This is a genomic window from Nonomuraea sp. NPDC050202 (assembly GCF_040656115.1).
In the GTDB taxonomy this organism is placed as follows: Bacteria; Actinomycetota; Actinomycetes; order Streptosporangiales; family Streptosporangiaceae; genus Nonomuraea.
The window spans coordinates 342108-364250 of record NZ_JBFALF010000002.1; the positions used below are offsets into that span (position 1 = coordinate 342108).

General features: G+C 72.2%; 15 protein-coding genes. 9 read left to right on the top strand and 6 right to left on the bottom strand.

The annotated features are described in order from the left end of the window. Positions 1–29 precede the first annotated feature (29 nt). The 3 genes from AB0I79_RS06895 to AB0I79_RS06905 are packed head-to-tail and all read left to right on the top strand — an operon-like array spanning position 30 to position 3641. The gene (locus AB0I79_RS06895; protein ID WP_357868031.1) at positions 30–785 is read left to right on the top strand and encodes a hypothetical protein; all 756 of its coding nucleotides are present in this window, start codon (positions 30–32) and stop codon (positions 783–785) included. After that, positions 782–2803 (top strand): hypothetical protein, encoded by a 2022-nt coding sequence (locus AB0I79_RS06900; RefSeq protein WP_357868034.1) that lies wholly within the window; start codon positions 782–784, stop codon positions 2801–2803. The genes AB0I79_RS06895 and AB0I79_RS06900 overlap by 4 nt, the downstream gene beginning before the upstream one ends. A gap of 1 nt (position 2804) precedes the next feature. Next, positions 2805–3641: a hypothetical protein gene (locus tag AB0I79_RS06905; RefSeq protein ID WP_357868037.1), complete on the top strand. Its 837-nt coding sequence runs from the start codon at positions 2805–2807 to the stop codon at positions 3639–3641. On the opposite strand, the gene AB0I79_RS06910 is transcribed toward AB0I79_RS06905, so the two are convergent. From AB0I79_RS06910 to AB0I79_RS06930, 5 genes are all read right to left on the bottom strand, one after another. Next, positions 3622–3933 (bottom strand): hypothetical protein, encoded by a 312-nt coding sequence (locus tag AB0I79_RS06910; protein ID WP_357868039.1) that lies wholly within the window; start codon positions 3931–3933, stop codon positions 3622–3624. The genes AB0I79_RS06905 and AB0I79_RS06910 overlap by 20 nt on opposite strands. A gap of 127 nt (positions 3934–4060) precedes the next feature. Further along, entirely contained in the window at positions 4061–7132 is a 3072-nt protein-coding gene (locus AB0I79_RS06915; RefSeq protein WP_357868042.1) for a hypothetical protein, read from the bottom strand. Between the two features lie 336 nt (positions 7133–7468). Next, the gene (locus AB0I79_RS06920) at positions 7469–8446 is read right to left on the bottom strand and encodes an aldo/keto reductase (protein ID WP_357868045.1); all 978 of its coding nucleotides are present in this window, start codon (positions 8444–8446) and stop codon (positions 7469–7471) included. Between the two features lie 77 nt (positions 8447–8523). Beyond that, positions 8524–11070, bottom strand: coding sequence for an aminotransferase class I/II-fold pyridoxal phosphate-dependent enzyme (locus AB0I79_RS06925; protein WP_357868047.1), 2547 nt, complete (start codon positions 11068–11070; stop codon positions 8524–8526). A gap of 77 nt (positions 11071–11147) precedes the next feature. Beyond that, a complete protein-coding gene (locus AB0I79_RS06930) occupies positions 11148–13058 on the bottom strand; it encodes a hypothetical protein (protein WP_357868049.1) in 1911 nt (636 codons plus the stop codon). Between the two features lie 97 nt (positions 13059–13155). Here AB0I79_RS06930 and AB0I79_RS06935 point away from each other — a divergent pair, with 97 nt between their 5' ends. Then, positions 13156–13632 (top strand): GNAT family N-acetyltransferase, encoded by a 477-nt coding sequence (locus tag AB0I79_RS06935; protein WP_357868052.1) that lies wholly within the window; start codon positions 13156–13158, stop codon positions 13630–13632. A 63-nt stretch (positions 13633–13695) separates the two neighbouring features. On the opposite strand, the gene AB0I79_RS06940 is transcribed toward AB0I79_RS06935, so the two are convergent. After that, on the bottom strand, positions 13696–13983 hold the full coding sequence (locus tag AB0I79_RS06940; protein ID WP_357868055.1) for a hypothetical protein: 288 nt from the start codon (positions 13981–13983) through the stop codon (positions 13696–13698). Between the two features lie 201 nt (positions 13984–14184). Here AB0I79_RS06940 and AB0I79_RS06945 point away from each other — a divergent pair, with 201 nt between their 5' ends. The 5 genes from AB0I79_RS06945 to nirD are packed head-to-tail and all read left to right on the top strand — an operon-like array spanning position 14185 to position 21688. Next, a complete protein-coding gene (locus AB0I79_RS06945) occupies positions 14185–15498 on the top strand; it encodes an MFS transporter (RefSeq protein ID WP_357868057.1) in 1314 nt (437 codons plus the stop codon). Positions 15499–15508: 10 nt separating this feature from the next. After that, the gene (locus AB0I79_RS06950) at positions 15509–17527 is read left to right on the top strand and encodes a molybdopterin-dependent oxidoreductase (RefSeq protein ID WP_357868060.1); all 2019 of its coding nucleotides are present in this window, start codon (positions 15509–15511) and stop codon (positions 17525–17527) included. Beyond that, positions 17524–18918: an FAD-dependent oxidoreductase gene (locus AB0I79_RS06955; RefSeq protein WP_357868063.1), complete on the top strand. Its 1395-nt coding sequence runs from the start codon at positions 17524–17526 to the stop codon at positions 18916–18918. The genes AB0I79_RS06950 and AB0I79_RS06955 overlap by 4 nt, the downstream gene beginning before the upstream one ends. Then, positions 18915–21344 carry a nitrite reductase large subunit NirB gene (gene nirB / locus AB0I79_RS06960; protein WP_357868066.1) on the top strand — a complete coding sequence of 810 codons (2430 nt, stop codon included), beginning with the start codon at positions 18915–18917 and terminating at the stop codon, positions 21342–21344. Before AB0I79_RS06955 ends, nirB begins: the two co-directional genes overlap by 4 nt. Continuing rightward, positions 21341–21688 (top strand): nitrite reductase small subunit NirD, encoded by a 348-nt coding sequence (gene nirD / locus AB0I79_RS06965; protein WP_357868069.1) that lies wholly within the window; start codon positions 21341–21343, stop codon positions 21686–21688. The genes nirB and nirD overlap by 4 nt, the downstream gene beginning before the upstream one ends. The last annotated feature ends 455 nt before the right edge of the window (positions 21689–22143 follow it).

A 22143-nucleotide genomic window follows, 5' to 3' on the forward strand; every position in this document is an offset into this window, starting at 1 on the left:
GGAAACGGCACGAACGCACGAGGAGCGGGATGAACGACAAGCCGGAATACCGCGCGATGCTGAGCTACGACATCGAGAGCTACAGCACCCGTAACAACGCCGACCAGTACGCGCTGCAAGCCGCCATGATCCGACTGCTCGACCTCGCGGCGGGAGCGGCGGGCCTGGGGCTGCTCGATTGGAAGCGGCAGCCGCAGGGCGACGGAGAGTTCGTGGTGCTGCCCGACACCATCCACCCGGCACGGCTCACCGGCGCCTTCGCCGACGCGCTGCGTGCGGCCCTCGACGACTACAACGCCTCGTCCGGGCCGCGGCTGCGGCTGCGGCTGGCGGTCCACGCGGGGCCGCTGCACGTGGACGGCCCCGCCGGTTCCCCCGGCCGGCACGCCGTCGCGAGCGGCCGGCTGGTGGACGCGGGACCGCTGCGGGCGGCACTGCGCATGATCCAGGAGGCCAGCCTGGGGATCGTCGTGTCGGAGGAGTTCTACCGTGACTACGTCGGCCAGGGCTACGGCGGCCCTGAGCCGGACCGGTTCCGCCACGTCGTGGTGAAGGTCAAGCAGCAGCAGTACGACGCCTACGTCTACCTGCCGGGACACGACGTCCACGCGATCGACGACCTCGAGACCGGTCAGGACGGGAGCGGCGACCAGCCGAGGGCGCCGGGCGGCGTGTCGGTCGGCGGCGACTGGTACGGCGGCAGCGTCGTGAACACCTCGGGCCAGGGCGTCAGCTACGTGGCCGGCCGCGACATCACGATGCCGGAGCGGAAACCACAACGATGACCGAGGAGAACAACCCCGCCCCCGCCGCAGGCGACGCAGGACCCGCGGGCGAGGAGTCACTGGGCGAGAAGATCGAACGAGAGCAGCAGGAACGCCGGCTCCGCGCGGAGATGATCGGCGTCGGGCAGAACTGGTTCGGCGGCTCCGAGTACCGGGCCGAGGACGGCGGCACCGTCTACGGGGCCGGCCGCGATCTCTATGTCCAGCAGCCCGAGGAGGACGTCTTCACGATCTCGCCGCATCCCGGGAGCGTGGCGTGCATCGGCACGTGTTTCGTGGAGACGGCGTCGCAGCGGGAGCTCGTGACGCGGCTGACCAACAGGTCGGTGGCCCTGCTGAGGGGCGAGCCGCACAGCGGGCGATCGACGACCGCCCTGTCCGCGCTCCTGGAGATGGGGCTCACGTGCCAGACCCTGGGCGCGAAGGACCTGAAGAAGGTCAGGCCGGCACACCTGCGGGCGCGGCACGGCTACCTGCTGCGTGCGGACGACGCCACGTGGCACCGCCATCCCGAGACCGTCGTCGACCAGCTCAGGGCCGTCGCCGGCGCGAGTGGCGCCGTGATCGTGGCGCTCGTCCCGGCGGACTGCGCCGTCACGAAGTCCGTGGTGCTGCATGAGCCGCCGTCCGCGCTGGACGTCTTCCAGAAGTGGATCGCCTATCTGGCGGAGGAGCTCTCGGGCGATCTCCAGCAGCATCTCGAGCAGCTGCACGAGCACATCGCCGGCTGCCGGCCGGCCGAGGCCGTGGAGATGGCCCACCAGTTCGCGGAGGGGTACCGCCAGGGACGGCCCCTCACCGAGATGATCGACAACCTTCCCTACGCGGCGCTCACCGAGCTGGAGAAGAACCTGGGCCTGGAGGACGCCCCCAGCCTGGCGCGGCACTTCCTGATCAGCGGCTCGGTGCTGTTCGGCCTGCCCGAGGCCGTGGTGTCCGAGGCCGCGCTGGCGCTGGCGGCCCGCATCGGGCAGGAGGAGCAGAAGGAGGACGACCCCGACGAGGAACGTCCCCTTCAGGTGTGGGAGCGGCTCAGCCAGTGGATCGGCTACTCGCGCCTGAGCGAGGCGGAGGGCGGGCGGGGCGGGCAGGGGCGGCGCATCGACGTGCGGCCCGGCCTGGACAGGCGGCTCCTGCCCACGCTCTGGGCGCAACTGCCGGCGATCCGCCCGGTGCTCTACGACTGGCTCGCCGGCCTGGTCGAGGCCGACGACTGGCGGGTCCAGGTCAAGGCGGCCGATGCCATCGGCAGGCTGGCCACCTGCGACTACGAGGTGATCGACAAGCGGTTCTTCAGGCCGTGGAGCGTGGAGCGGAGCAAGGCCAGGGTGCTGACCTGGGCGCTGGAGTCCGCCGCCCTCGCGGACCGCGATGTCGCGGCGCTGGTCCGGCGGACGCTCAAGGGGTGGGCGACCGGCAGTTACAACCAGCGCCTGGCCGCGGCGCTCTCGTACGGGTCCGCCATCGGCGTCGGCAACCCCGGCGACGCCCTCGCCGCGTTCCGCACCATCGCCGTCGCGACCAACTACCTGGAGACCTGCGACGCCGTCGCCAGGTCGGTCGCGGAGATCTACACGGCGTCCACCGCCCAGCGGGTGCTGGGCGAGCTCGCCCGCTGGACGTCGGGGGAGGCGAGCGAGCAGGTGACCGCGGCGCTGGCGTTCGTCAGGCTCGTCTCCCTGCCGCAGGAGCAGGACGCCTACCCGGCGCTGCGTGACCACCAGCCGGTGAGCGACCTGGTCGCGCTGTGGACCAACGCCCTGAGCTGGGGCTTGTCGAGGAAGGCCGGCAAGAGCAGATCCCCGGCCTTCACCCCGATCTCGTGGGAGCTCGTGGCCGACTGGGCGCAGCAGGCGGCCACCGACCCCACCACGGACGCCATCCTCACGAACGTCCTGGCGCAGGCCCCGGACAGGCTCAGGAAGTCCTGGACGTTCCACCTCCACCTGTGGAACAGCCGCGCGACGATCTCGGCCGCGAACCTCGCCCGCTATCTCCTCCTCCTGAAGGAGCACTGACATGCCTTTCACGCTGCACCGGCTGCTCGTCATGCGCTGGCCCACGAAGCAGGCCGCCGAGCGTACCCCCGCGAAGGCGCCCGAGGCGGGACAGGAGCCCGACGTCACGCCGGAGGAGGCCTCCTACGTCTTCGCCGCGCCGTCCGAAGGGGACGGCTACCTGTTCACGGTCAAGGTCTGGCTGTGGCGGCGCTCCGCCACGGGCTCGCTCGTCTTCCGGCCGTGGAAGGAGCTGAAGGAGGACAAGGACCACGTCATCAAGGACTACGTCAGGGAGATCGTCCGGGGCTCGCTGCGGCGGCACAGCGTCTTCCGCGCGGAGCAGGCGGAGCGGGCCGCCAACACGGCGGTGCAACGCTGGCTGGCGAACCTGCCGGCGGACTCGGTCTCGGGCAGGTGGCGCGCGGTGGTCGAGGTCGAGGTCCCCGACGCGGTACGCGAGCTGCGCTGCGCCCACGAGAGCGCGCTCTACCGGATCGAGACGCGCGCCGAGCAGCTCGACGTGCGCATGCGCAAGCTGCGGGAGTCCCGCGACCTGTGCGAGAGCTTCCTGAAGGAGGCCATGGAGGACTCGACGATCCGGCACGCCGTACGGCTCACGCAGGCTCCCGCCGACGTCGCCGACATCACCGACCAGATGCTGGCGGAACGGAAGGAGAAGGCGGACAACCTGCTCGAGCTCTTCACGAAGATCGTGGACGCGCAGCGTCACGCGAACGCGTTCGAGCTGGTCCTGGCCAGCGAGAGCGCGCTCAGGGCGGCGTTCGAACGGCTGGACGTGCCGCTGCCCCAGCCCGACCCCGACTCGCCCTTCGCGCTCACGGAGGAGGCGGGCTGACCTCCGCGGCCGACAGGGCCACCAGTACCGAGCCGGACAGCAAACACCCGGCGCTCACGACGACCAGCGCGAAGGCCAGCCCGAGAGGCAGGTCCGGCAGCAGGCTGTCCGAGACCATGGGGACGATGCCCGTGCCGATGAGCATCAGCCCTGCCCCGAGGAGGCGAGGCCTGCGTGGCTGACGGCGGTTGAACAGGCGGGGACCCCGGTTGCTGATCAGCATGTAGAGCCCGAGCGCGAAGTTCAGGCATGCTCCCGCCAGGGCGAGCACCTTCAAGGCCGTCAGGAGCATGTGGGTTCGCCTCTCGCACGTCACGAGGGTGGTCCCGCCCTCCTCGCGCCATCATGCCGAACGGCCGTGACGGTGATCAAGACGAAGGGATCGCCCGCCCCGGACGGGGCGGGCGACCCGGAAGGCGTCACGGGCGGAGCTTCAGCTCGCCGGTGAAGGTGCGGCCGTCGGACAGGTGGCCGGTGATCGTGACGGTGACCGTGCCGGTGTAGCCGGCCAGGGCCTGCTCGATGGCGGTGGTGTCGATGCGGAGCCGGTCGTGGGGGAGCCGGTCGTGGGGGAGCGGGGTGGCGGCGAGGGGGACGAGCTTGCCGTCGGCGACCGCCCGTACCGTGGACGGGAGGATGTCCGCCCGCGTGCCCGCGAGCTTCACCTGGAGCTGGTCCCTGTGGAGCTGGAGGCGGGCCCGGACGGGGGCGCCGGTGGCCAGGTACGGGGCCGGCGGGGTGGCCATGCCGGTGCCCAGGAAGAAGCCGGTGTGCGGCGGCTGGTTGTAGCCGACGTTCTGCCAGGTGACGCCCGACTGGTAGACCGGGTCGTGGGTGAGCGTCGGGAAGCGGTGGTCCGTCGCGTACGGCGTGGCGTACAGGCGCAGGGCGGTGGAGTCCTCGGTGCGGACGAGCAGCTCCTCGCGCCAGTCGCCGAGCAGGTCCGCCTGGAGCGACGGGTTGCCCTTGGTGGTGTTGTTGGAGTACGTGCCGGTCGCCGTCAGGAGGTTGGCCGTGCTCAGGGCGGCCGGGTCCCACTTGCCGATGGTGGGCACGCCGGCCAGCTTCTCGGCGGAGTAGTCGTGGTCCAGGACCTCCCGCGACAGGTCGCCGTCCCACCAGATGGTGTTGCTGATCGCCGGGGTCCGGTCCGAGATGAGCTCGCCGGTGGCGGTGCGCAGGCCGGCGCCGTTGGAGGCCCAGGCCTCCTCGCCCGGATGCGCCGGGTCGATGTCGCCGGTCAGGCCGCGGCCGGTGTCCTGGCCGGTCCTGACGCACCAGATGATCTCGCCGCTGTCGGCGTCGTGCATCTCCAGGCCGCACGGCATGTTCGTGTGCTCGTGCACGCCGACGATCTCCAGGCCGGGGCGGGCCGGGTCGAGGTCGCCCAGGTGCATGGCGTCGCCGTGCTCCAGCTTGGTGGTGTAGAGGCCGGTGCCGTCGTCGTCCAGGGTCATCGCGCCGTAGGCGATCTCGTCCCGGCCGTCGCCGTCCACGTCGGCCACGGACAGGTTGTGGTTGCCCTGGCCGCCGTAGCCCGGGTTGCCGGAGCTGGAGAACGTCCAGCGCCTGGTCAGCTTGCCGTCACGCCAGTCGTAGGCGGCCAGCATGCTCTTGGCGTAGTAGCCGCGGGTCATCACGATGCTGGGCAGGGCGCCGTCCAGGTACGCGGAGGCGGCCAGGAAGCGGTCGGAACGGTTGCCGCTGCTGTCGCCCCAGTCGGCCAGGTTGCCGCGCGCCGGCTCGTAGTCCACGGTGGCCAGGGCCTTGCCGGTGCGGCCGTCGAAGACGGTCAGGTACTCGGGGCCGGTCAGGATCCGGCCGCCGGTGTTGTGGTTCGCCGCGGGGTCGCCGATCACCGTGCCGGCGCCGTCCACGGTCCCGTCCGCGGTCTTGACCACGAACTCGGCCCGCCCGTCCCCGTCGAAGTCGTCCACCAGGAAGGGGCTGTAGTGTGCCCCGGCGCGGACGTTGCGGCCCAGGTCGATCCGCCACAGGCGGGTGCCGTCCAGCTCGTACGCGTCGAAGACGGCCGGGCCGGTGTAGCCGCCCTGGGAGTTGTCCTTGGAGTTGGACGGGTCCCACTTGAGGACGATCTCGTACTGCCCGTCCCCGTCCAGGTCGCCGACGGCGGCGTCGTTGGCGCGGTAGTCGTAGGCGTTGCCGGCCGGGGTCACGCCGCCGGCCGGCCTGTCCAGCGGGATGTCCAGGTACGGCGCCGCCCACGGGCGCACCGGCGCCGAGCGGCGGCCCTCCCTGCCGTCCAGCACCGCGGAGACCGCGTAGGAGCCGGTGCCGCTGTCCAGGTGGTTCGTGCTGTCCGTGGTGGTGAGGAGCTTGCCGTCGCGGTAGAGCTTGAAACGCACGCCGGACGGGTCGGTGCCGAGCATCCGCCAGCTCACCAGCGTGCCCTGCCCGGTCGGCACGGCCACCAGGCCGCGGTCCAGCTCGGGCATCCGGCGCAGCGGGTACGCGGTGACCGGCGAGGTCAGCGTGGCGGAGGGCGCCGACAGCCCGCCGGGGCCCGCGGCCACCACGTGGTAGCGGTGCCGGTCGCCGGGCACGAGCTCGTCGGTGTAGGAGGCCTCGCCCGTCACGACGCCGATCCGCTCGTCGTCACGGTAGAGGTGGTAGAGGAGGGCGCCGCCGACCGGCCGCCAGCGCAGCGTGATCTTCTTGGTGGTGGCGGTGACGAGCTGCAGGCCCTCGGGGGTGGCGGGGGCGGGCTGCGCGGCGTCCTTGACGGTGACGGTGAGGGGCGCGCCCAGCGTGCCGCCGGGGATCTTGACCGCGTAGAGGTAGGTGAGGCCGAGCTCGGGCGTGGTGTCGGTGAAGGTGGGCGCGGAGCTGGTGCCCAGCTTGGCCCAGGGGCCCGTGGTGGTTGCGGCGCGGTAGATCTCGTAGCCGGACGAGCCCGTGGCGTTCCAGGCCAGCGTGACGCTCGGGGTGGCGGTGGCCTGGATGCCGGTGGCCGCCAGGCCGGTGGGGGCGGTGGCCGGGCCGAGCAGGACCGCGTTCACCCGGCCGTCCTGGCCGAAGCCCAGGTCGAGCCGGCCGTCGGTGATCCTGGCGGTGCCGGTGTAGTCGCCGTACGCGCCGGTGCTCGCGGTGATCGTGGCGCGGGCCTCGCCCTCCACGCTGAGCGTGGTGGTGTTCGGGGCGATGGCGTCGCCGGAGATCACGGTCAGCTCGTACTCGCCGTCAGGGACGTCCACGGCGAAGCCGTACGAGGCGGCGACGGTGAAGTCCCGCGTCACGGGGTCGGCGGTGCCGCGGTCGCGGTAGCCCACCGCGCGGTCCAGGCCGTAGCCGCGGTCGGCGGCGTAGAGGGTGTTGTGCGCGACGCGCGTGTAGCCGTCGGCCAGGGGGCTGGTGGTGGAGCCGAAGTCGAACTTGAGCCCGGGGGCCGGGTCGAGGGGGGCCGCCATGGCGGGGGTCGCCGGGACGACGGCCAGGGCCGTGACCGCGGCGGCGATGAGTGCGAGCCTCACAGGCATGCTCCTGCCGAGTGATCTGAGAATGAGAACGTTTTATCGGCATGGAAAGCGCTTGCCAAGGCTTTACTTTTGCGCCTGTATCAACTAAAAGCGGGCGCCAAGGCCGCCGAAGTCTTCCCGCGGGCGCGGGGGCCCTTGTTTGAGCACGTTCAGGGGCCCATGGTGGAGGTACGCATCCGCGCATGAGCGCGAGACCTCCGGAGTGGAATTCTCCGGCGGGTTGTCCCGCCCGGACAGCGAGATGGGTGGCGGTGGCCGCGAGGCCACCAGACCTGCCGCCGTTCGACGGTACCTCTGCTGGTCCGGGCGGGACGCTTCGAAGAACCGCTGCTACCAGCGGTGGTGGACCTGCGGCCGGATGAGCTCGTCGTAGACGTCCCGCACGGCGTCCAGCGTGGCGGCGTCCAGCGGCGGCACCGCGTCGGCGGCGGCGTTGGCCCGGGCCTGGGCCGGGTTGCGGGCCCCAGGGATCACCACCGACACGCCCTCCTGGTCGAGGATCCAGCGCAGCGCGAACTGCGCCATGGTGACGCCCTCGGGCACCAGGGGCGCCAGACGGCGCACCGCCTCCAGGCCGGTGCCGAAGTCCACGCCCGAGAAGGTCTCCCCGACGTCGAACGCCTCCCCGTGCCGGTTGTAGCTGCGGTGGTCGTCGGCGGAGAACGTGGTGCGCTCGTCGTACTTGCCCGACAGCAGGCCGCTGGCCAGCGGGACCCGGGCGATGATGCCCACCCCGGCCGCGCGGGCCGCCGGCAGCACCTCCTCCAGCGGCTTGAGCCGGAACGCGTTGAGGATGATCTGCACCGTCGCCACGCCGGGGCGCGCGATGGCGGTCAGGGCCTCCTCGCAGGTCTCCACGCTCACCCCGTACGCGGCGAGCTTCTTCTCCGACACCAGCGTGTCCAGCGCGTCGAACACCGCGTCCGTCGAGTAGACGGGCGTCGGCGGGCAGTGGAGCTGGACCAGGTCGATGGTGTCCACACCCAGGTTCCGCCGCGAGCGCTCGTTCCAGGCGCGGAAGTTGGACATCACGTAGTTGGCCGGGATCTGCTCCAGCCGGCGGCCCATCTTCGTCGCGACCGTGATCTCCGGGCGGTCCTTGGCGAAGCGGCCGACGATCTGCTCGCTGCGGCCGTCGCCGTACACGTCGGCGGTGTCGATGAAGGTCACGCCCGACTCCACCGCCGCGCTCAGCGTGGCGACGGCCTCGTCCTCCGACACCTCACCCCAGTCGGCGCCGAGCTGCCAGGCGCCGAGCCCGACCACCCCGATCCGGCGTCCGGTACGTCCCAACACCCGCTGTTCCATCTGTCCACCTCACAGGTAAGTGCCTGACCAGCACCAGTGTCCCGGATGATCGGGGCCGGCGCGGAACCGGGCGCGCGTCAGCGGGGGCACTCGCCGGTGTGCGTGGGCCCGGTCCTGAGCAGCAGGCGCTCGGCGAGGATCTCCGCGGCCACGTCCGCGCCCATCGCGAGCCCGTCCAGGTTGCTGAAGGAGAAGTGCAGCCCGCCGATCACGCGCGAGCGGCCCGCGTCCGCCGCGGCGGCCGAGAAGCCGGGGAACCGTCGTCGCCACGGCTGCCCGGTGGCGGGATCGACCGGGGCGCTGTCGGTGACCAGCGTGAACGGGATCCGGTCGGCGCAGAAGAAGCCCGCCAGGACGGCCGCGCCCGCGCCGCTGAAGGAGCTGTGGCCCGAGATGTACTCGGGCGAGCTGCCCGCACTGCCGGCCCGCGCCCGCCAGCCCGCCACCGGCTCCGTGTACGGGTTGCCGTCGGTGTCCGCCTGCTGGATCGCCGCCTGGGGCCGCCAGTGGCGGAAGGTGAACTTCGTCCGGACTGTCGGGATCGAGGTGTCGGCCAGCGCCATGCCGAGCAGGGCGAACAGCCGGGCCTCCTCCGCCAGCGGCAGCGGCCGGTCCACGGCGAGCGCGATCTTGATCCACTCGCCGGGCGGCTGCGCGGTGCCGGCGGGCAGCGACCAGTACTGGTAGACGGCCGACTTGCCCGCGTCGGCGATGGCGGCATCGCCCGCCAGCCTGACCTCGGCGAACGCCGTCGCGTAGTCGAGGCTCGCGAGCGCGGGCGGGCCGCCGCCGACGTACGGGGCCGCGTCGGCGATGCCGAACGGCCGCATGCCGCGATACTGCACCCCGGACCACGCCTGCCCGAACACCCCCGGCCCCGAGCCCGCGGGCTGCGTCTCCACCGGCGAGGAGCCGTCGCCCTGCCTGGCCTCGTGCACGTCCCTGCCCACGCTCTCGCCCCAGGCGCGGCCTTCGGCGATGCGCGGCCCCGTCCCTAATCGGCCCAGGTCCGCGTTCAGCCGCTCGGTGAGCACGGCCTCCTGCCCCGGGTACAGGCGGGTGAGCACCGCGTGGGCCGCCGCCACGGCCGCGGCCTGCTGGTCGCCGCGCGCCGGCGCGCCCCCGGGGTCGCGCAGCGCGTGCGTCCTGGCCCGGTGGTCGCCGCGGGCGGTGGCGATGCCGTTGACGGCGTCGTACATGCCGGCGTTGAGCATCGCGTACGTCCTGGCGGCGTCCGAGTCGGAGGCCCGCTCGGCACGTACGACCCGCAGGGCCTGCTCGTTCCACGCCCGTACCGGATCCACGTCGGGCAGGCCGCCGGCAGGCGGGGTGAGGGGGGCGAGGACCAGCAGCGCGATGAGTCGGTTCATGTGATCTCCTCTTCCGGTGCGGAGCCGATCACTGAAAGATGCGCCTGACAGGCCGCTGCCGCCACTACCCCGCTGGGTCATGCGGCTGTGCGGCGGGCCAGGCGATGCTCGTCCAGGGTGCGGGTGAGCGCGTGCAGCGCGCGGCGCAGCGAGATCCCGTCCAGGTGGCCGAAGCCGAGCACGATCCCGTTGCCGGGCTGCGCGTCCGGGTGGTGGTAGGCGGACAGCTCGGCCACCTCGACCCGCCGGGCCCGCAGCGCCGCGGCCACCGACCCGGCCGGCGCCGACACCGGCAGCAGCAGCCAGCCGGCGCGGCACCACCGCGAACGCCAGCCGCAGCGACGGCGTCAGCACCTCGGCGAACGAGCCCACCATGGCCGTGGACCACGCGTCGCCGAGGGCGAGCACGCTGGGCAGCGGGCCTGGCTCGGCGCTGAACAGGCCGTCGAAGGCCGGCTCCAGCACCAGGCCGCCGCTGTCGCGCGCCCACCCGGCCAGCGCGCGGCGCCGCTCCAGCGGCATCCGCGTGCCGAGCGGCAGGCCCCGCTCCGGCAGCACCGCCGCGACGTCGCAGGCGGCGGGGACGCGGTCCGTACGCGCGCCCGAGCCGTCCGCCGGCAGGGGCAGCACGGTGCCGAGCCGGCCGAGCGCCGCCCTGAGCCTCGGCGGGGCGGGATCCTCCAGCGCGATCACCGGATCGGGGCCGCCCTGGGCGCGCAGGAGCAGCCGGAGCGCGTCCGCGTACCCGGCCGTGACGATCACCTCGTGGCCGTCGAGCTCCAGGCCGCGGGCGTCCCGCAGGTAGGCGGCGATGGCGGCCCGCAGCGCGGGCAGGCCGGCGGGCGGCGGCCCGCCCAGCGACGGGCGGTGCAGCCCGGCCCGCCGCCAGGCCGCCCGCCACTCGGCCAGCGGGAAGCCGTGCGCGCTCGGCCGGTCCAGCCGCAGGTCGATGAGCGTCTCCCCGGAGTCCGCTGAGCGGCGCCGCGCGCTCGCCGGCTCGCACACGTAGGTGCCGGAGCCGTGGCGGCCGGCGATGTACCCCTCCGCGAGCAGCCTTTCGAAGGCGGCCAGCGCCACGCCCCGCGAGATCCCCAGCACCCGGGCCAGCGTGCGGGTGGACGGCATCCGGCTGCGGGGAGCCAGCTGCCCCCGCACGATGGCCCTCCTGAGCTGGGCGGTGAGCTGGTCCTGCAGCGGCTCCGGCAGGTCACGCTCAAGGTGGATCGGCACGCTGAGCCTTTGCGGATGGCGCATGGAATGTCCCCCAGTCGACGTACGGAAAGGGCCCCCGACCTGAGAGGCGTGACATCCCGTTCCAAGCCGTGCCAGCGTCATCTGGGCCGGTACGAGCAGCGCACCCCCGTCTGCACCGTGGCGCGCAGCTCCTCGCCGATCGTCGGGTCCACGGCCGAGATCCGGGCCAGCGCCCGCCTGATCGCCTTGCCGGCCGCGATCCTCGCCCGCTCCTCGCCGCCCGGGAACGGCCGCGCCCGGCCGCCCAGGCCGGCCGCGGCGGCCAGCTCCGCGATCAGCCGTTCGCGCTCCATCCGCAGCGCCGCCGCGCGTTCCAGGTCGTGCATCGACTCGTGCTCCTTGATCTCGGCCTGCAACCGGGCCAGCCGCAGCCGGAAGGAGTCCCTGGCCACGTCATCGAGCGGCGGCTGGGCCGCCTCGCGCCCGGGAGCGCCCGCCACCAGGTCCGCGGCCGGGATCTCGTGCCCGGGGTCGGCGGCCAGCGTGGCCAGGTACGCCATGCCGACGCTGTGATCGACCACCGCCACCCGGCCGTTCAGCTCGACGCGCCAGTGCCGCCCGTCACGGCGGAACCGGCAGCCGCCGTCCGCCTCCGGCGGCCGCCCGACCACCGCGGGCAGCACCATGCCCAGCTCAGCGGCCTCGTGGGCGGCCGTGGCCAGCTCCGCGCGGGCCGCCGCGTCCGCCGGGCCGTCGCGCAGCGCCAGCGCCTGGCCGAGCCGGCAGCGCGACAGCGTGGCGGCCGGCCAGTGGCCCAGCGCCAGGTTGTCGCGCACCGCCGCGCGCAGGTGCCCGATGGCCAGGCCGAGATCGCCGGTGGTGAGCGCGGCCATGCCCAGCGAGTGCCGCGCCGAGCCGAAGCAGGCCACGCCTAGGCTGGCGATCACCGGCAGGTGCGCGTACGGGCTCAGCAACGCGTACGCGCTCGCGGCGGTGTCGGCGTCCTGCAGCAGGTGCGCGGCCTCCACCACGCAGTACATCGCGATCATCCAGGAGCTGGAGCTGGGCAGCTCCGCCAGGTCGCGGCCGCGTAACCGGGCCAGGTGCCCGGCCGCCAGCCGCCGGTCCCCCGCGGCGGCCGCGGCCAGCGCCAGGCCCGCCACGTAGGAGTTGTCGATGGGGCTGAGCGTGGGGGAGTTGACCAGGTCCGCCAGGGCGGGCAGCAACTCGGCGGCGCGGCCCTGATACCAGCGGACCGCGCCGAGCTGGCCGCCGTACCAGCCGGTCGCGTCGATGTCGCCGGCGGCCACGCCGCGCTCGAAGCAGGCGGCGGCCAGCTTCTCGGCCTCCTCGAACCGGCCGGTGCGGATGGTGAGCATGACCTCGATGGCGCTCGCCACGTACTCGACCGCCAGGTGCGGGTGATCCGCCAGCACGGCGCGCAGCTCCTGCATGCAGCGCTCCGCGTGCGGGTCGCCGGCCAGGTAGAGGTCCGCCGTGCGCCACATCAGGCCCATGAGCAGGTCACTTCTGCGGCCGGTCACCGCCGCGTGGCCGATCAGCTCGCCGGCCAGCTCCAGCCGCAGCGCCCCGTGCCCGGGGCCCAGCACGCAGTGGTGCGCCAGGCTCAGCGCCTCCGCCAGCGCCTGCGCGTCGCCCGAGCTCCTGGCCTGGGCCAGCAGCCGCAGGATGCCCTCGTGCGTGCCGCCGTGGTAGTCCTCCTCGCCCTGGATGCGCAGCCGCAGCCGCAGCGCGAGCGGTGAGCCGGGGTCCAGCTGGGACAGCGCGTGCCGCTGGCGGACCCGTACCTGCTCCGACTCGACCGCCGTGCGGTGCTCGTGCACCCAGATCCCGCCCATGCCCAGCGCCGCCCGCGCCAGGCCGGCCAGATCGCCGCGCGCCTGCGCCTGCCGGTAGGCCGTGTCGAACCAGCGCCGGGCGCGTTGCAGGTCACCGTACTCCAGCAGGGCGCGCTCGCCGTGTGCGAGGGCCGCCCCGACCTCCGGGCATGACGGCGGGCGCACGGCCGGCCCTGGTGCAACGCTCACGACCGGACTGAGCGTCCGCACGCCGGTCCGAATACCGTTCTAGGCAAAGCAGGTACGGGGTTCGGGACGAGGTTCGACGGCGCGTAGCCTCAATGCCATGATTCGTCCTGCCACACCCGCTGACGTGCCCGAGATCGTCAGCATGATCCGCGAGCTCGCCACGTACGAGAAGGCCGCCCACGAGGTGCGCGTGACCGAGGAGCAGCTCCACGACACCCTCTTCCGCGACCACCCCGCCGCCTTCGCGCACATCGCCGAGCAGGATGGCCAGGTGGTGGGCTTCACGCTCTGGTTCCTCACCTACTCCACCTGGCGCGGCACGCACGGCATCTACATGGAGGACCTGTACGTGCGCCCCCAGCACCGCGGCGGCGGCCACGGCGTGAGCCTGATGCGCAAGCTGGCGGAGATCTGCGCCGAGCGCGGCTACCAGCGCCTGGAATGGGCGGTGCTCGACTGGAACCAGCCCAGCATCGACTTCTACGAGAAGCTCGGCGCGGTCAACCAGGACGACTGGTACCGCTACCGGCTCACCGACGCGCCGCTCGCCCGCCTGGCCGAACGGCGCGACTGACAGGCGGCGGGCATGGGGTCACGCAGGTCACGCACGGTGACGTGACCTGCGTGACATCTCCGGTTAAACGCCGGCGTGCGACCGGGACCGGGTGGTCTCCTGCTCGAACATCCCGGCAGACGGCTCTTCGAGGTCGCGGTGGGTCTCCTCCATGCGCAGCGCCACACCCATCGCGAAGAACGTGGGTGCCCACTCCCCGACGAAGATGCCCCACCGGTCGGCCCGGTCGAGCCCCGCCGCCTCGGCTTTCTTGGACAGCATCCAGCTTCCGAAGGCCAGGCCGATCGACACCAGCCCCGCGGTGTACATGTGGCCCGACTTGACACCCATGTCATGCAGCTTTTTGATCATGTTTCCCCCCTTGCTCAAGTGCAGTTACCCCAGCACAGGCCCGGTAACCGATCATTACGGGCATGTTTCCGCGGTGACGCTTGTGCGCGGCTTGTTACCGAGGTGAATCACATGTAACCGGCGCACAGCCACGCAGGGTCAGAGTGCGTAACGAGCCCTTCCTACCTTGGAGATCCCGGACGCCGAGCGTAGGAGAGGTCGATGGCGCGCTGGATCGCCGAGTGGCATCCCGATGACCCAGCATTCTGGGAGAGTTCAGGCAAGCGGATCGCACGACGCAACCTGATCTTCTCGATCGTGGCCGAGCACCTCGGCTTCACGGTGTGGACGCTGTGGAGCATCGTGGCGACGAAGATGGGGTCGTACGAGTTCACCACCGACGAGCTCTTCTGGCTGGTCGCCCTGCCGAACCTGATCGGCTCGGTGCTGCGGGTGCCCTACACGTTCGGGCCCGCCAAGTTCGGCGGCCGCAACTTCACCGTGGTCAGCGCGATACTGCTGCTCATCCCCGCCGTCATGCTCGGCGTGGCGGTGAACAACCCGGCCACGCCCTACTGGCTCTTCCTCGTCATCGCGGCGCTGGCCGGCTTCGGCGGCGGCAACTTCGCCTCCAGCATGGCCAACATCACCTACTTCTACCCGCGCAGCAAGCAGGGCGTCGCGCTCGGCCTGAACGCCGCGGGCGGCAACATCGGCGTCAGCTCCGTCCAGCTCGTCATGCCGCTGGTGATCGGCTCGCTCGGGCTGGCCGCCGCGGGCTGGTTCTGGATCCCGTTCATCGTCGTGGCCGCCGCCTGCGCCTTCTTCTTCATGGACAACCTGACCAGCGCCAAGGCCAACCCCCGCCAGCAGCTCGCGGTGGCCGGCAAGGCCCAGACCTGGATCATGTCCTTCCTCTACATCGGGACGTTCGGCTCGTTCATCGGCTACTCCACCGCCTTCCCCCTGCTGAGCCAGAGCCTCTTCCCCGACGCCCCGTACGCCGCCGTCGCCTTCGCCGGGCCGCTCGTCGGCTCCCTGATCAGGCCCATCGGCGGCTGGCTGGCCGACAAGCTCGGCGGCGCCCCCGTCACCCTGTGGAACTTCGCCGCCATGGGCGGCGGCGTCCTGCTCGTCTGGCTGGCCAGCACCTCCGGCAACTTCTGGATGTTCTTCCTGTCCTTCCAGCTCCTCTTCCTCACCGCCGGCATCGGCAACGGCTCCACCTACCGCATGATCCCGGCCATCTTCCAGGCCAAGGCCGTCGCCGAGCGCGGCGACGAGACCGAGGAGACCCTCCTGTACGGCAAGCGCCAGGCCTCCGCCGCCATCGGCATCATCTCGGCCGTCGGCGCGCTCGGCGGGTTCCTCATCAACCGGGCGTTCGGCATGGCCTTCGCCGCGGCCGGCACCCCCGCCCCCGCCTTCCTGGCCTTCGGCGTCTTCTACGTGTCCTGCTTCGCCCTGACCTGGTGGTGCTACACCCGCACCGTCGGCGTCAAGATCGTGGCCAGCCTCGCCTATGCCCGGATCTGATGTGATGACGATGGCGCCCACCAAGACGCACTGCCCGTACTGCGCCCTGCAGTGCGGCATGCAGATCGGCCCTGAGCTGACCATCAGCCCCAGGACCGACATCCCGGCCAACGCCTCGGGGGCGCTGTGCCAGAAGGGATGGACGGCGGGCGAGCTGCTCACCAACGGCGAGCGCCTGACCGCCCCCCTCCTGCACGGCGAGCCCGTGGACTGGGACGTCGCACTCGACTACGTGGCGTACCGGTTGTCCGCCATCCGCGCCGAGCACGGCCCCGACGCCGTGGCCGTGTTCGGCGGGGGTGGGCTGACCAACGAGAAGGCGTACACGCTCGGCAAGTTCGCCCGGGTCGCCCTCGGCACCAGCCAGATCGACTACAACGGCCGTTTCTGCATGTCCTCGGCCGCCGCCGCCTCCATCAGGGCGTTCGGCATGGACCGGGGCATGCCCTTCCCCATCACCGACCTGGACGACGCCGACGTCGTCATGATCGCCGGAGGCAACGTCGCCGAGACGATGCCCCCGTTCGTACGCCACCTGGACGGGCCGCGCCTGATCGTCATCGACCCGCGCCGCACCCAGACCGCCAAGCTGGCCTGGCTGCACCTGCAGCCCACGCCCGGCACCGACCTGGCCCTCGCGCTCGGCCTGCTGCACCTGGCCATCGCCGACGGCCTGGTCGACGAGGAGTACGTCGCGGCCCGCACCACCGGCTTCGAGGACGTCCGCACCTCGCTGTCGGCCTGGTGGCCCGAGCGGGTCGAGCGCCTCACCGGGGTGCCCGTCCACCACATGCGGCAGGCCGTCAGGGCCCTGGCCGCCGTGGACAAGGCCTACATCCTGACAGGGCGCGGCGCCGAGCAGCACGCCAAGGGCACCGACACCGTCACCGCGTTCATCAACCTCGCCCTCGCGCTCGGCCTGCCCGGCAGGCAGGGCTCCGGGTACGGCTGCGTGACCGGGCAGGGCAACGGCCAGGGCGGCAGGGAGCACGGCCAGAAGGCCGACCAGCTCCCCGGCTACCGCAAGATCGACGACCCGGCCGCCCGCGAGCACATGGCGGGCATCTGGGGCATCCCGGCCGAGGACATCCCGGGACCCGGACGGTCGGCGTACGAGCTGCTCGACGCCCTCGGCACCCCGGAAGGGCCGAAGGCGCTGATGTTGTTCGGCTCCAACCCCGTCATCTCCGCCCCCGCCGCCGAGCACGTCGCCGAGCGCATCGGCGCCCTCGACCTGCTCGTGGTCTGCGACTTCGTCATGTCCGAGACCGCCGCCCTGGCCGACGTGGTCTTCCCCGTCACCCAGTGGGCCGAGGAGAGCGGCACCATGACGAACCTCGAAGGCCGCGTCCTGCTCCGCCGCCGAGCCGCCACGCCGCCCGAAGGCGTCAGGAGCGACCTCGACGTCCTCGCCGCCCTGGCCCAGCGCCTCGGCCACACGTTCGAGACCGAGCCGGTCAAGGTCTTCGACGAGCTGCGCCGCGCCAGCGCGGGCGGGCCCGCCGACTACTCCGGCATCACCTACGAGCGCATCGCCGACGAGACGGGCGTCTTCTGGCCCTGCCCTTCTCCCGGGCACCCCGGCACGCCGCGCCCGTTCCTCGACCGGTTCGCCCACCCCGACGGCCGCGCCAGGTTCGTGACCGTCCAGCACCGGCCGGCCGCCGAGGAGGTGGACGAGGACTACCCCGTCTACCTGAGCACCGGCCGGGTGCTCGCCCACTACCAGAGCGGCGCCCAGACCCGCAGGATCGCGCCGCTCGTCCAGGCCGCCCCGGAGCCGTTCGTCGAGCTGCACCCGGACCTGGCCGAGCAGCTCGACATCACCGCCGGGGACGTCGTGCGGGTCAGCAGCAGGAGAGGCGAGGCCAAGGCCGTGGCCAGGATCAGCGACGCCATCAGGCGCGACACCGTGTTCATGCCCTTCCACTGGGAGGGCGCCAACCGGCTCACCAACCCGGCACTCGACCCGACGTCGAGGATGCCGGAGTTCAAGGTCTGCGCTGTCAGGGTGGAGAGGGACTCATGAGGCTCGTCGTCGTGGGCAACGGGATGGCCGGGTCACGGCTGGTGACCGAGGTGCGCACCCGTGACCCGTACATGAAGATCACCGTTCTCGGCGCGGAGACGCGCCACCCCTACAACCGGGTGCTGCTGTCGAACGTGCTGGCCGGCAGCTCCCGCCCCGAGCAAGTACGGCTGCTCGACCCCGCCTGGTACGACTCCCACCACGTGGAGGCCGCCTTCGGCGACGCGGTCGCGCACATCGACAGGGACACCCGGCACGTCGTCACCGAGGGCGGCCGGCGCGAGCCGTACGACCTGCTGGTGCTGGCCACCGGCAGCGACGCCATCGTGCCGCCGATCCCCGGCGTCGAGCGGGCCATCCCGTTCCGCACCCTCGACGACTGCGAGCGCATCCTCGCCTCCGCCGAGCACGCCGGGCGGGCCGTGGTCATCGGCGGCGGCCTGCTCGGCATCGAGGCCGCCCGCGGCCTGGCCGGACGCGGCCTCCCGGTCACCCTGCTGCACCTGGCGGGCCACCTCATGGAGCGCCAGCTCGACGTCGAGGCCGGCGAGGTGCTCGGCGAGACCCTGAACGGCCTCGGCGTCGACATCCGTACCGGCGTCTCCGCCTCCGGCGTCGAGGAGCACGGCGTGCGCCTCGACGACGGCGAGCTCGTCGAGGCCGACCTCGTCGTCCTGGCCTGCGGCGTGCGCCCCGTCACCGGCCTGGCCGCCGAGGCGGGCCTGGAGGTGCGGCGCGGCGTCGTCGTGGACGACGAGCTGCGCACCGACGACCCGTCCATCTTCGCCATCGGCGAGTGTGCCGAGCACGACGGCACCGTCTACGGCCTGGTCGCGCCCGCCTGGGAGCAGGCCGCCGTGGCCGCCGACGTCATCACCGGCGGCAAGGGCCTCTACCGCGGCTCGCGCCTGGTCACCCGGCTCAAGGCCAAGAGCGTCGAGCTGGCCGCCATGGGCGAGACCCAGCTCGGCGAGGAGCACGCCGAGGTGGTGCGCTTCAGCCACCGGGCCCGCGGCACCTACCGCAAGCTCGTCATCCGGGACGGCCGCCTGGTCGGCGCGATCCTGCTGGGCGAGAGCGACGCCGTCGGCACGCTCACCCAGCTCTTCGACCGCGGCGGGCCGGTGCCCGGCGACCGGGCCGGGCTGCTCTTCCCCGGGCTGGCCTCGGCCCCCGTGGCCGACAGCCCGACGCTGATGCCCGACGCGGCCAAGGTCTGCCAGTGCAACAACGTGACCAAGGGCCAGATCAGGGCGTGCTGGGAGGCCGGGGCCAGGGACGTGGCCGCGGTGGCGAGCGCCACCAGGGCCACGACCGGATGCGGTACCTGCCGCGACGCCGTGGAGGGCATCGTCGGCTGGCTTTGTGAGCAAGAAGGGGTTTCGGTATGAACAGGATCGTCGTCGTAGGGTATGGTCCGACGGCTCACCGGCTCGTCGAGACCCTCACGAGCAAGGGCTTCGGCGGCACCGTGACCGTGATCGGGGAGGAGCCGCGCCCGGCCTACGACCGGGTGCACCTGACCTCGTACCTGTCCGGCACCAGCGCCGAGGACCTCACCTACGAGGTGCCCTCCGGGATCGTCACCAGGCTGAACACCAGGGTCACCGGCATCGACCGGGAGGCCAGGCAGGTCACGCTGGCCGACGGTGGCATCGAGCCCTACGACGTGCTCGTGCTGGCCACCGGCTCCGCGCCGTTCGTGCCGCCCGTGCCCGGCGCCGAGCACGCCTACGTCTACCGCACGATCGAGGACCTCGACGCGATCAGGACGGCCGCCAAGGACGCCGTGGAGGGCATCGTCGTCGGCGGCGGACTGCTCGGCCTGGAGGCCGCCGACGCGCTGCGGGCGCTCGGGCTCAAGGCGCACATCGTCGAGATGAGCCCCTGGCTGATGCCGCGCCAGGTGGACGAGGGCGGCGGCTCGGTGCTGAAGTCGCACATCGAGGGGCTCGGGCTGAGCGTGCACGCCGGCGCGGGCGTGCAGGAGATTGTCACCGACGGCGCCGGACAGGTGACCGGGCTGCTCAAGCCGGACGGCACCCTGGTGGACGCGCAGGTCGTGGTGTTCTCGGCGGGCATCAGGCCGCGCGACGAGCTGGCCAGGTCAGCCGGGCTGGAGGTCGGCCCGCGGGGCGGCATCGTGGTCGACTCCGGGATGCTCACCTCCGACCCCTTCATCTACGCCATCGGCGAGTGCGCCCTGGCGGGCGGCATGGTGTACGGGCTCGTCGGGCCGTGCAACACGATGGCCGAGGTGGCGGCCGACCGGATCATGGGCGGGGCCTCGGCGTTCGAGGGCGCCGACATGTCCACGAAGCTCAAGCTGCTGGGCGTCGAGGTGGCGCAGTTCGGGGCCATGGACGGGGCGCTGGACGTCACCTACATGGACCCGGTCGCCGGGGTCTACAAGAAGCTGTTCATCAGCGACGACGCGCAGACGCTGCTCGGCGGCATCTGCGTGGGCGACGCCTCGCCGTACACGCAGCTGCGGCCGTTCGTGGGCAAGTCGCTGCCCGCCTCGCCGTCCGACCTGCTGTTCAGCGGGGCGGGGGCACAGCTCGACCTGCCGGACGAGGCGCAGGTGTGCTCGTGCAACAACGTGTGCGCGGGCGACATCCGCACGGCCATCGCCGACAAGGGCGTGACCGACGTGCCCGGCCTGAAGGCGTGCACGCGGGCCGGCACGACCTGCGGGAGCTGCGTGCCGATGCTCAAGCAGCTGCTGGAGAAGTCGGGCGTCGAGGTGAGCAAGGCGCTGTGCGAGCACTTCACGTACTCGCGGGCCGAGCTGTTCGACATCGTACGGGTGCGCGGCATCACGACGTTCTCCGAGCTCATCACCCAGCACGGGCAGGGCAGGGGCTGCGACATCTGCAAGCCGGCGGTGGCCTCGATCCTGGCCTCGCTGCACAACGGGCACGTGCTGGAGGGCGAGCGCGCCACGCTGCAGGACACGAACGACGCCTTCCTCGCCAACATCCAGAAGAACGGCACGTACTCGGTCGTGCCGCGCATCCCGGGCGGCGAGATCACGCCCGAAAAGCTGATCGTGATCGGCGAGGTGGCCCGCGACTTCGGCCTCTACACCAAGATCACCGGTGGGCAGCGCATCGACCTGTTCGGGGCCCGGGTCGACCAGCTCCCGGAGATCTGGCGGCGGCTGGTGGACGCCGGGTTCGAGTCCGGGCACGCGTACGGCAAGGCGCTGCGCACGGTCAAGTCGTGCGTGGGCTCGACCTGGTGCCGCTACGGCGTGCAGGACTCGGTGGGCATGGCCATCGCGCTGGAGCTGCGTTACCGGGGCCTGCGCTCGCCGCACAAGCTCAAGTCGGCCGTCTCCGGCTGCGCCCGCGAGTGCGCCGAGGCCCGCTCGAAGGACTTCGGCATCATCGCCACCGAGCAGGGCTGGAACCTGTACGTCGGCGGCAACGGCGGCTTCAAGCCCCGCCACGCCGACCTGCTGGCCAACGACCTGACCACCGACGAGCTGATCAGGACCATCGACCGGTTCCTGATGTTCTACATCCGCACCGCCGACAGGCTGCAACGCACGTCCACCTGGCTCGAGTCCCTGGATGGCGGGCTCGACTACCTCCGTGAGGTGATCATGGAAGATTCCCTGGGCATCTGCGCCGACCTGGACGCGCAGATGGAGCGCCACACCGCCACGTACGCCGACGAGTGGGCCGCCACGCTGGACGACCCGGAGAAGCTGAGCCGGTTCGTGAGCTTCGTCAACGCCCCCGGCGTGCCCGACCCGTCGATCGTGTTCTCCAGCGAGCGCGGCCAGATCAAGCCGGTGATGGCCCAGTGAACTGGACGACGATCTGCGCCTTCGAGGCGCTGCTGCCGGAACGCGGTGTCTGTGCCCTGGTCGAGGGCACGCAGGTGGCCATCTTCCGCACCTACGACGACGATCTGTACGCGCTGGGCAACCTCGACCCGTTCAGCGGGGCGTACGTGCTCTCGCGCGGCATCGTCGGCACCAGGAAGGGCGAGCCGACGGTCGCCTCGCCGCTGCACAAGCAGGTGTTCTCGCTGGTGACCGGGCGCTGCCTGGACGACGAGGCGGTGTCGGTGCCGGTCTACTCCGTGCGGGTGGGCGACGGCGGGCGCGTGGAGGTCAGCCTCGAACAGCGGGTGGAGGCCGGCGTCTAGCGGGTGCCGCCGGTCAGGACGGGGCCCAGGCCGTCGGCTCGCACGACGGCCTGGGTCGCTTCGGGCGCGCGGCGCCGGTGTAGCCGTTCGGGTGTGTTGGGTACATCGAACGCCGCCGTCCGGGTGTGGTGCCTGCGACGCGGGCGGGTCGCAGGCTAGGCTCTGGTCTCCACGGGGCTCACTTCGGCCGGGGGGTAGACGTGCGCTCCGTGATGGGCCGCCGGTAACACGCAGCGCCGATCGGAGTCGACGCGTTCGCAGCGTTCGGCGTCCTCGCGCTGGGGAAGTGGTTCGGGGTTCGCCTGGGTTCGCGGCACTGGATGGACGCTATCGGCGCTGCCGTACGCGCTGGTATCGGCGGGGCAACGATCACGGCTCTGACCGGTATCGCCCATTCCTGTGAACTGTTACCGTGAGTAATACCCGGACCAGGTAAAGGGGTCGTGCGAAGTGCC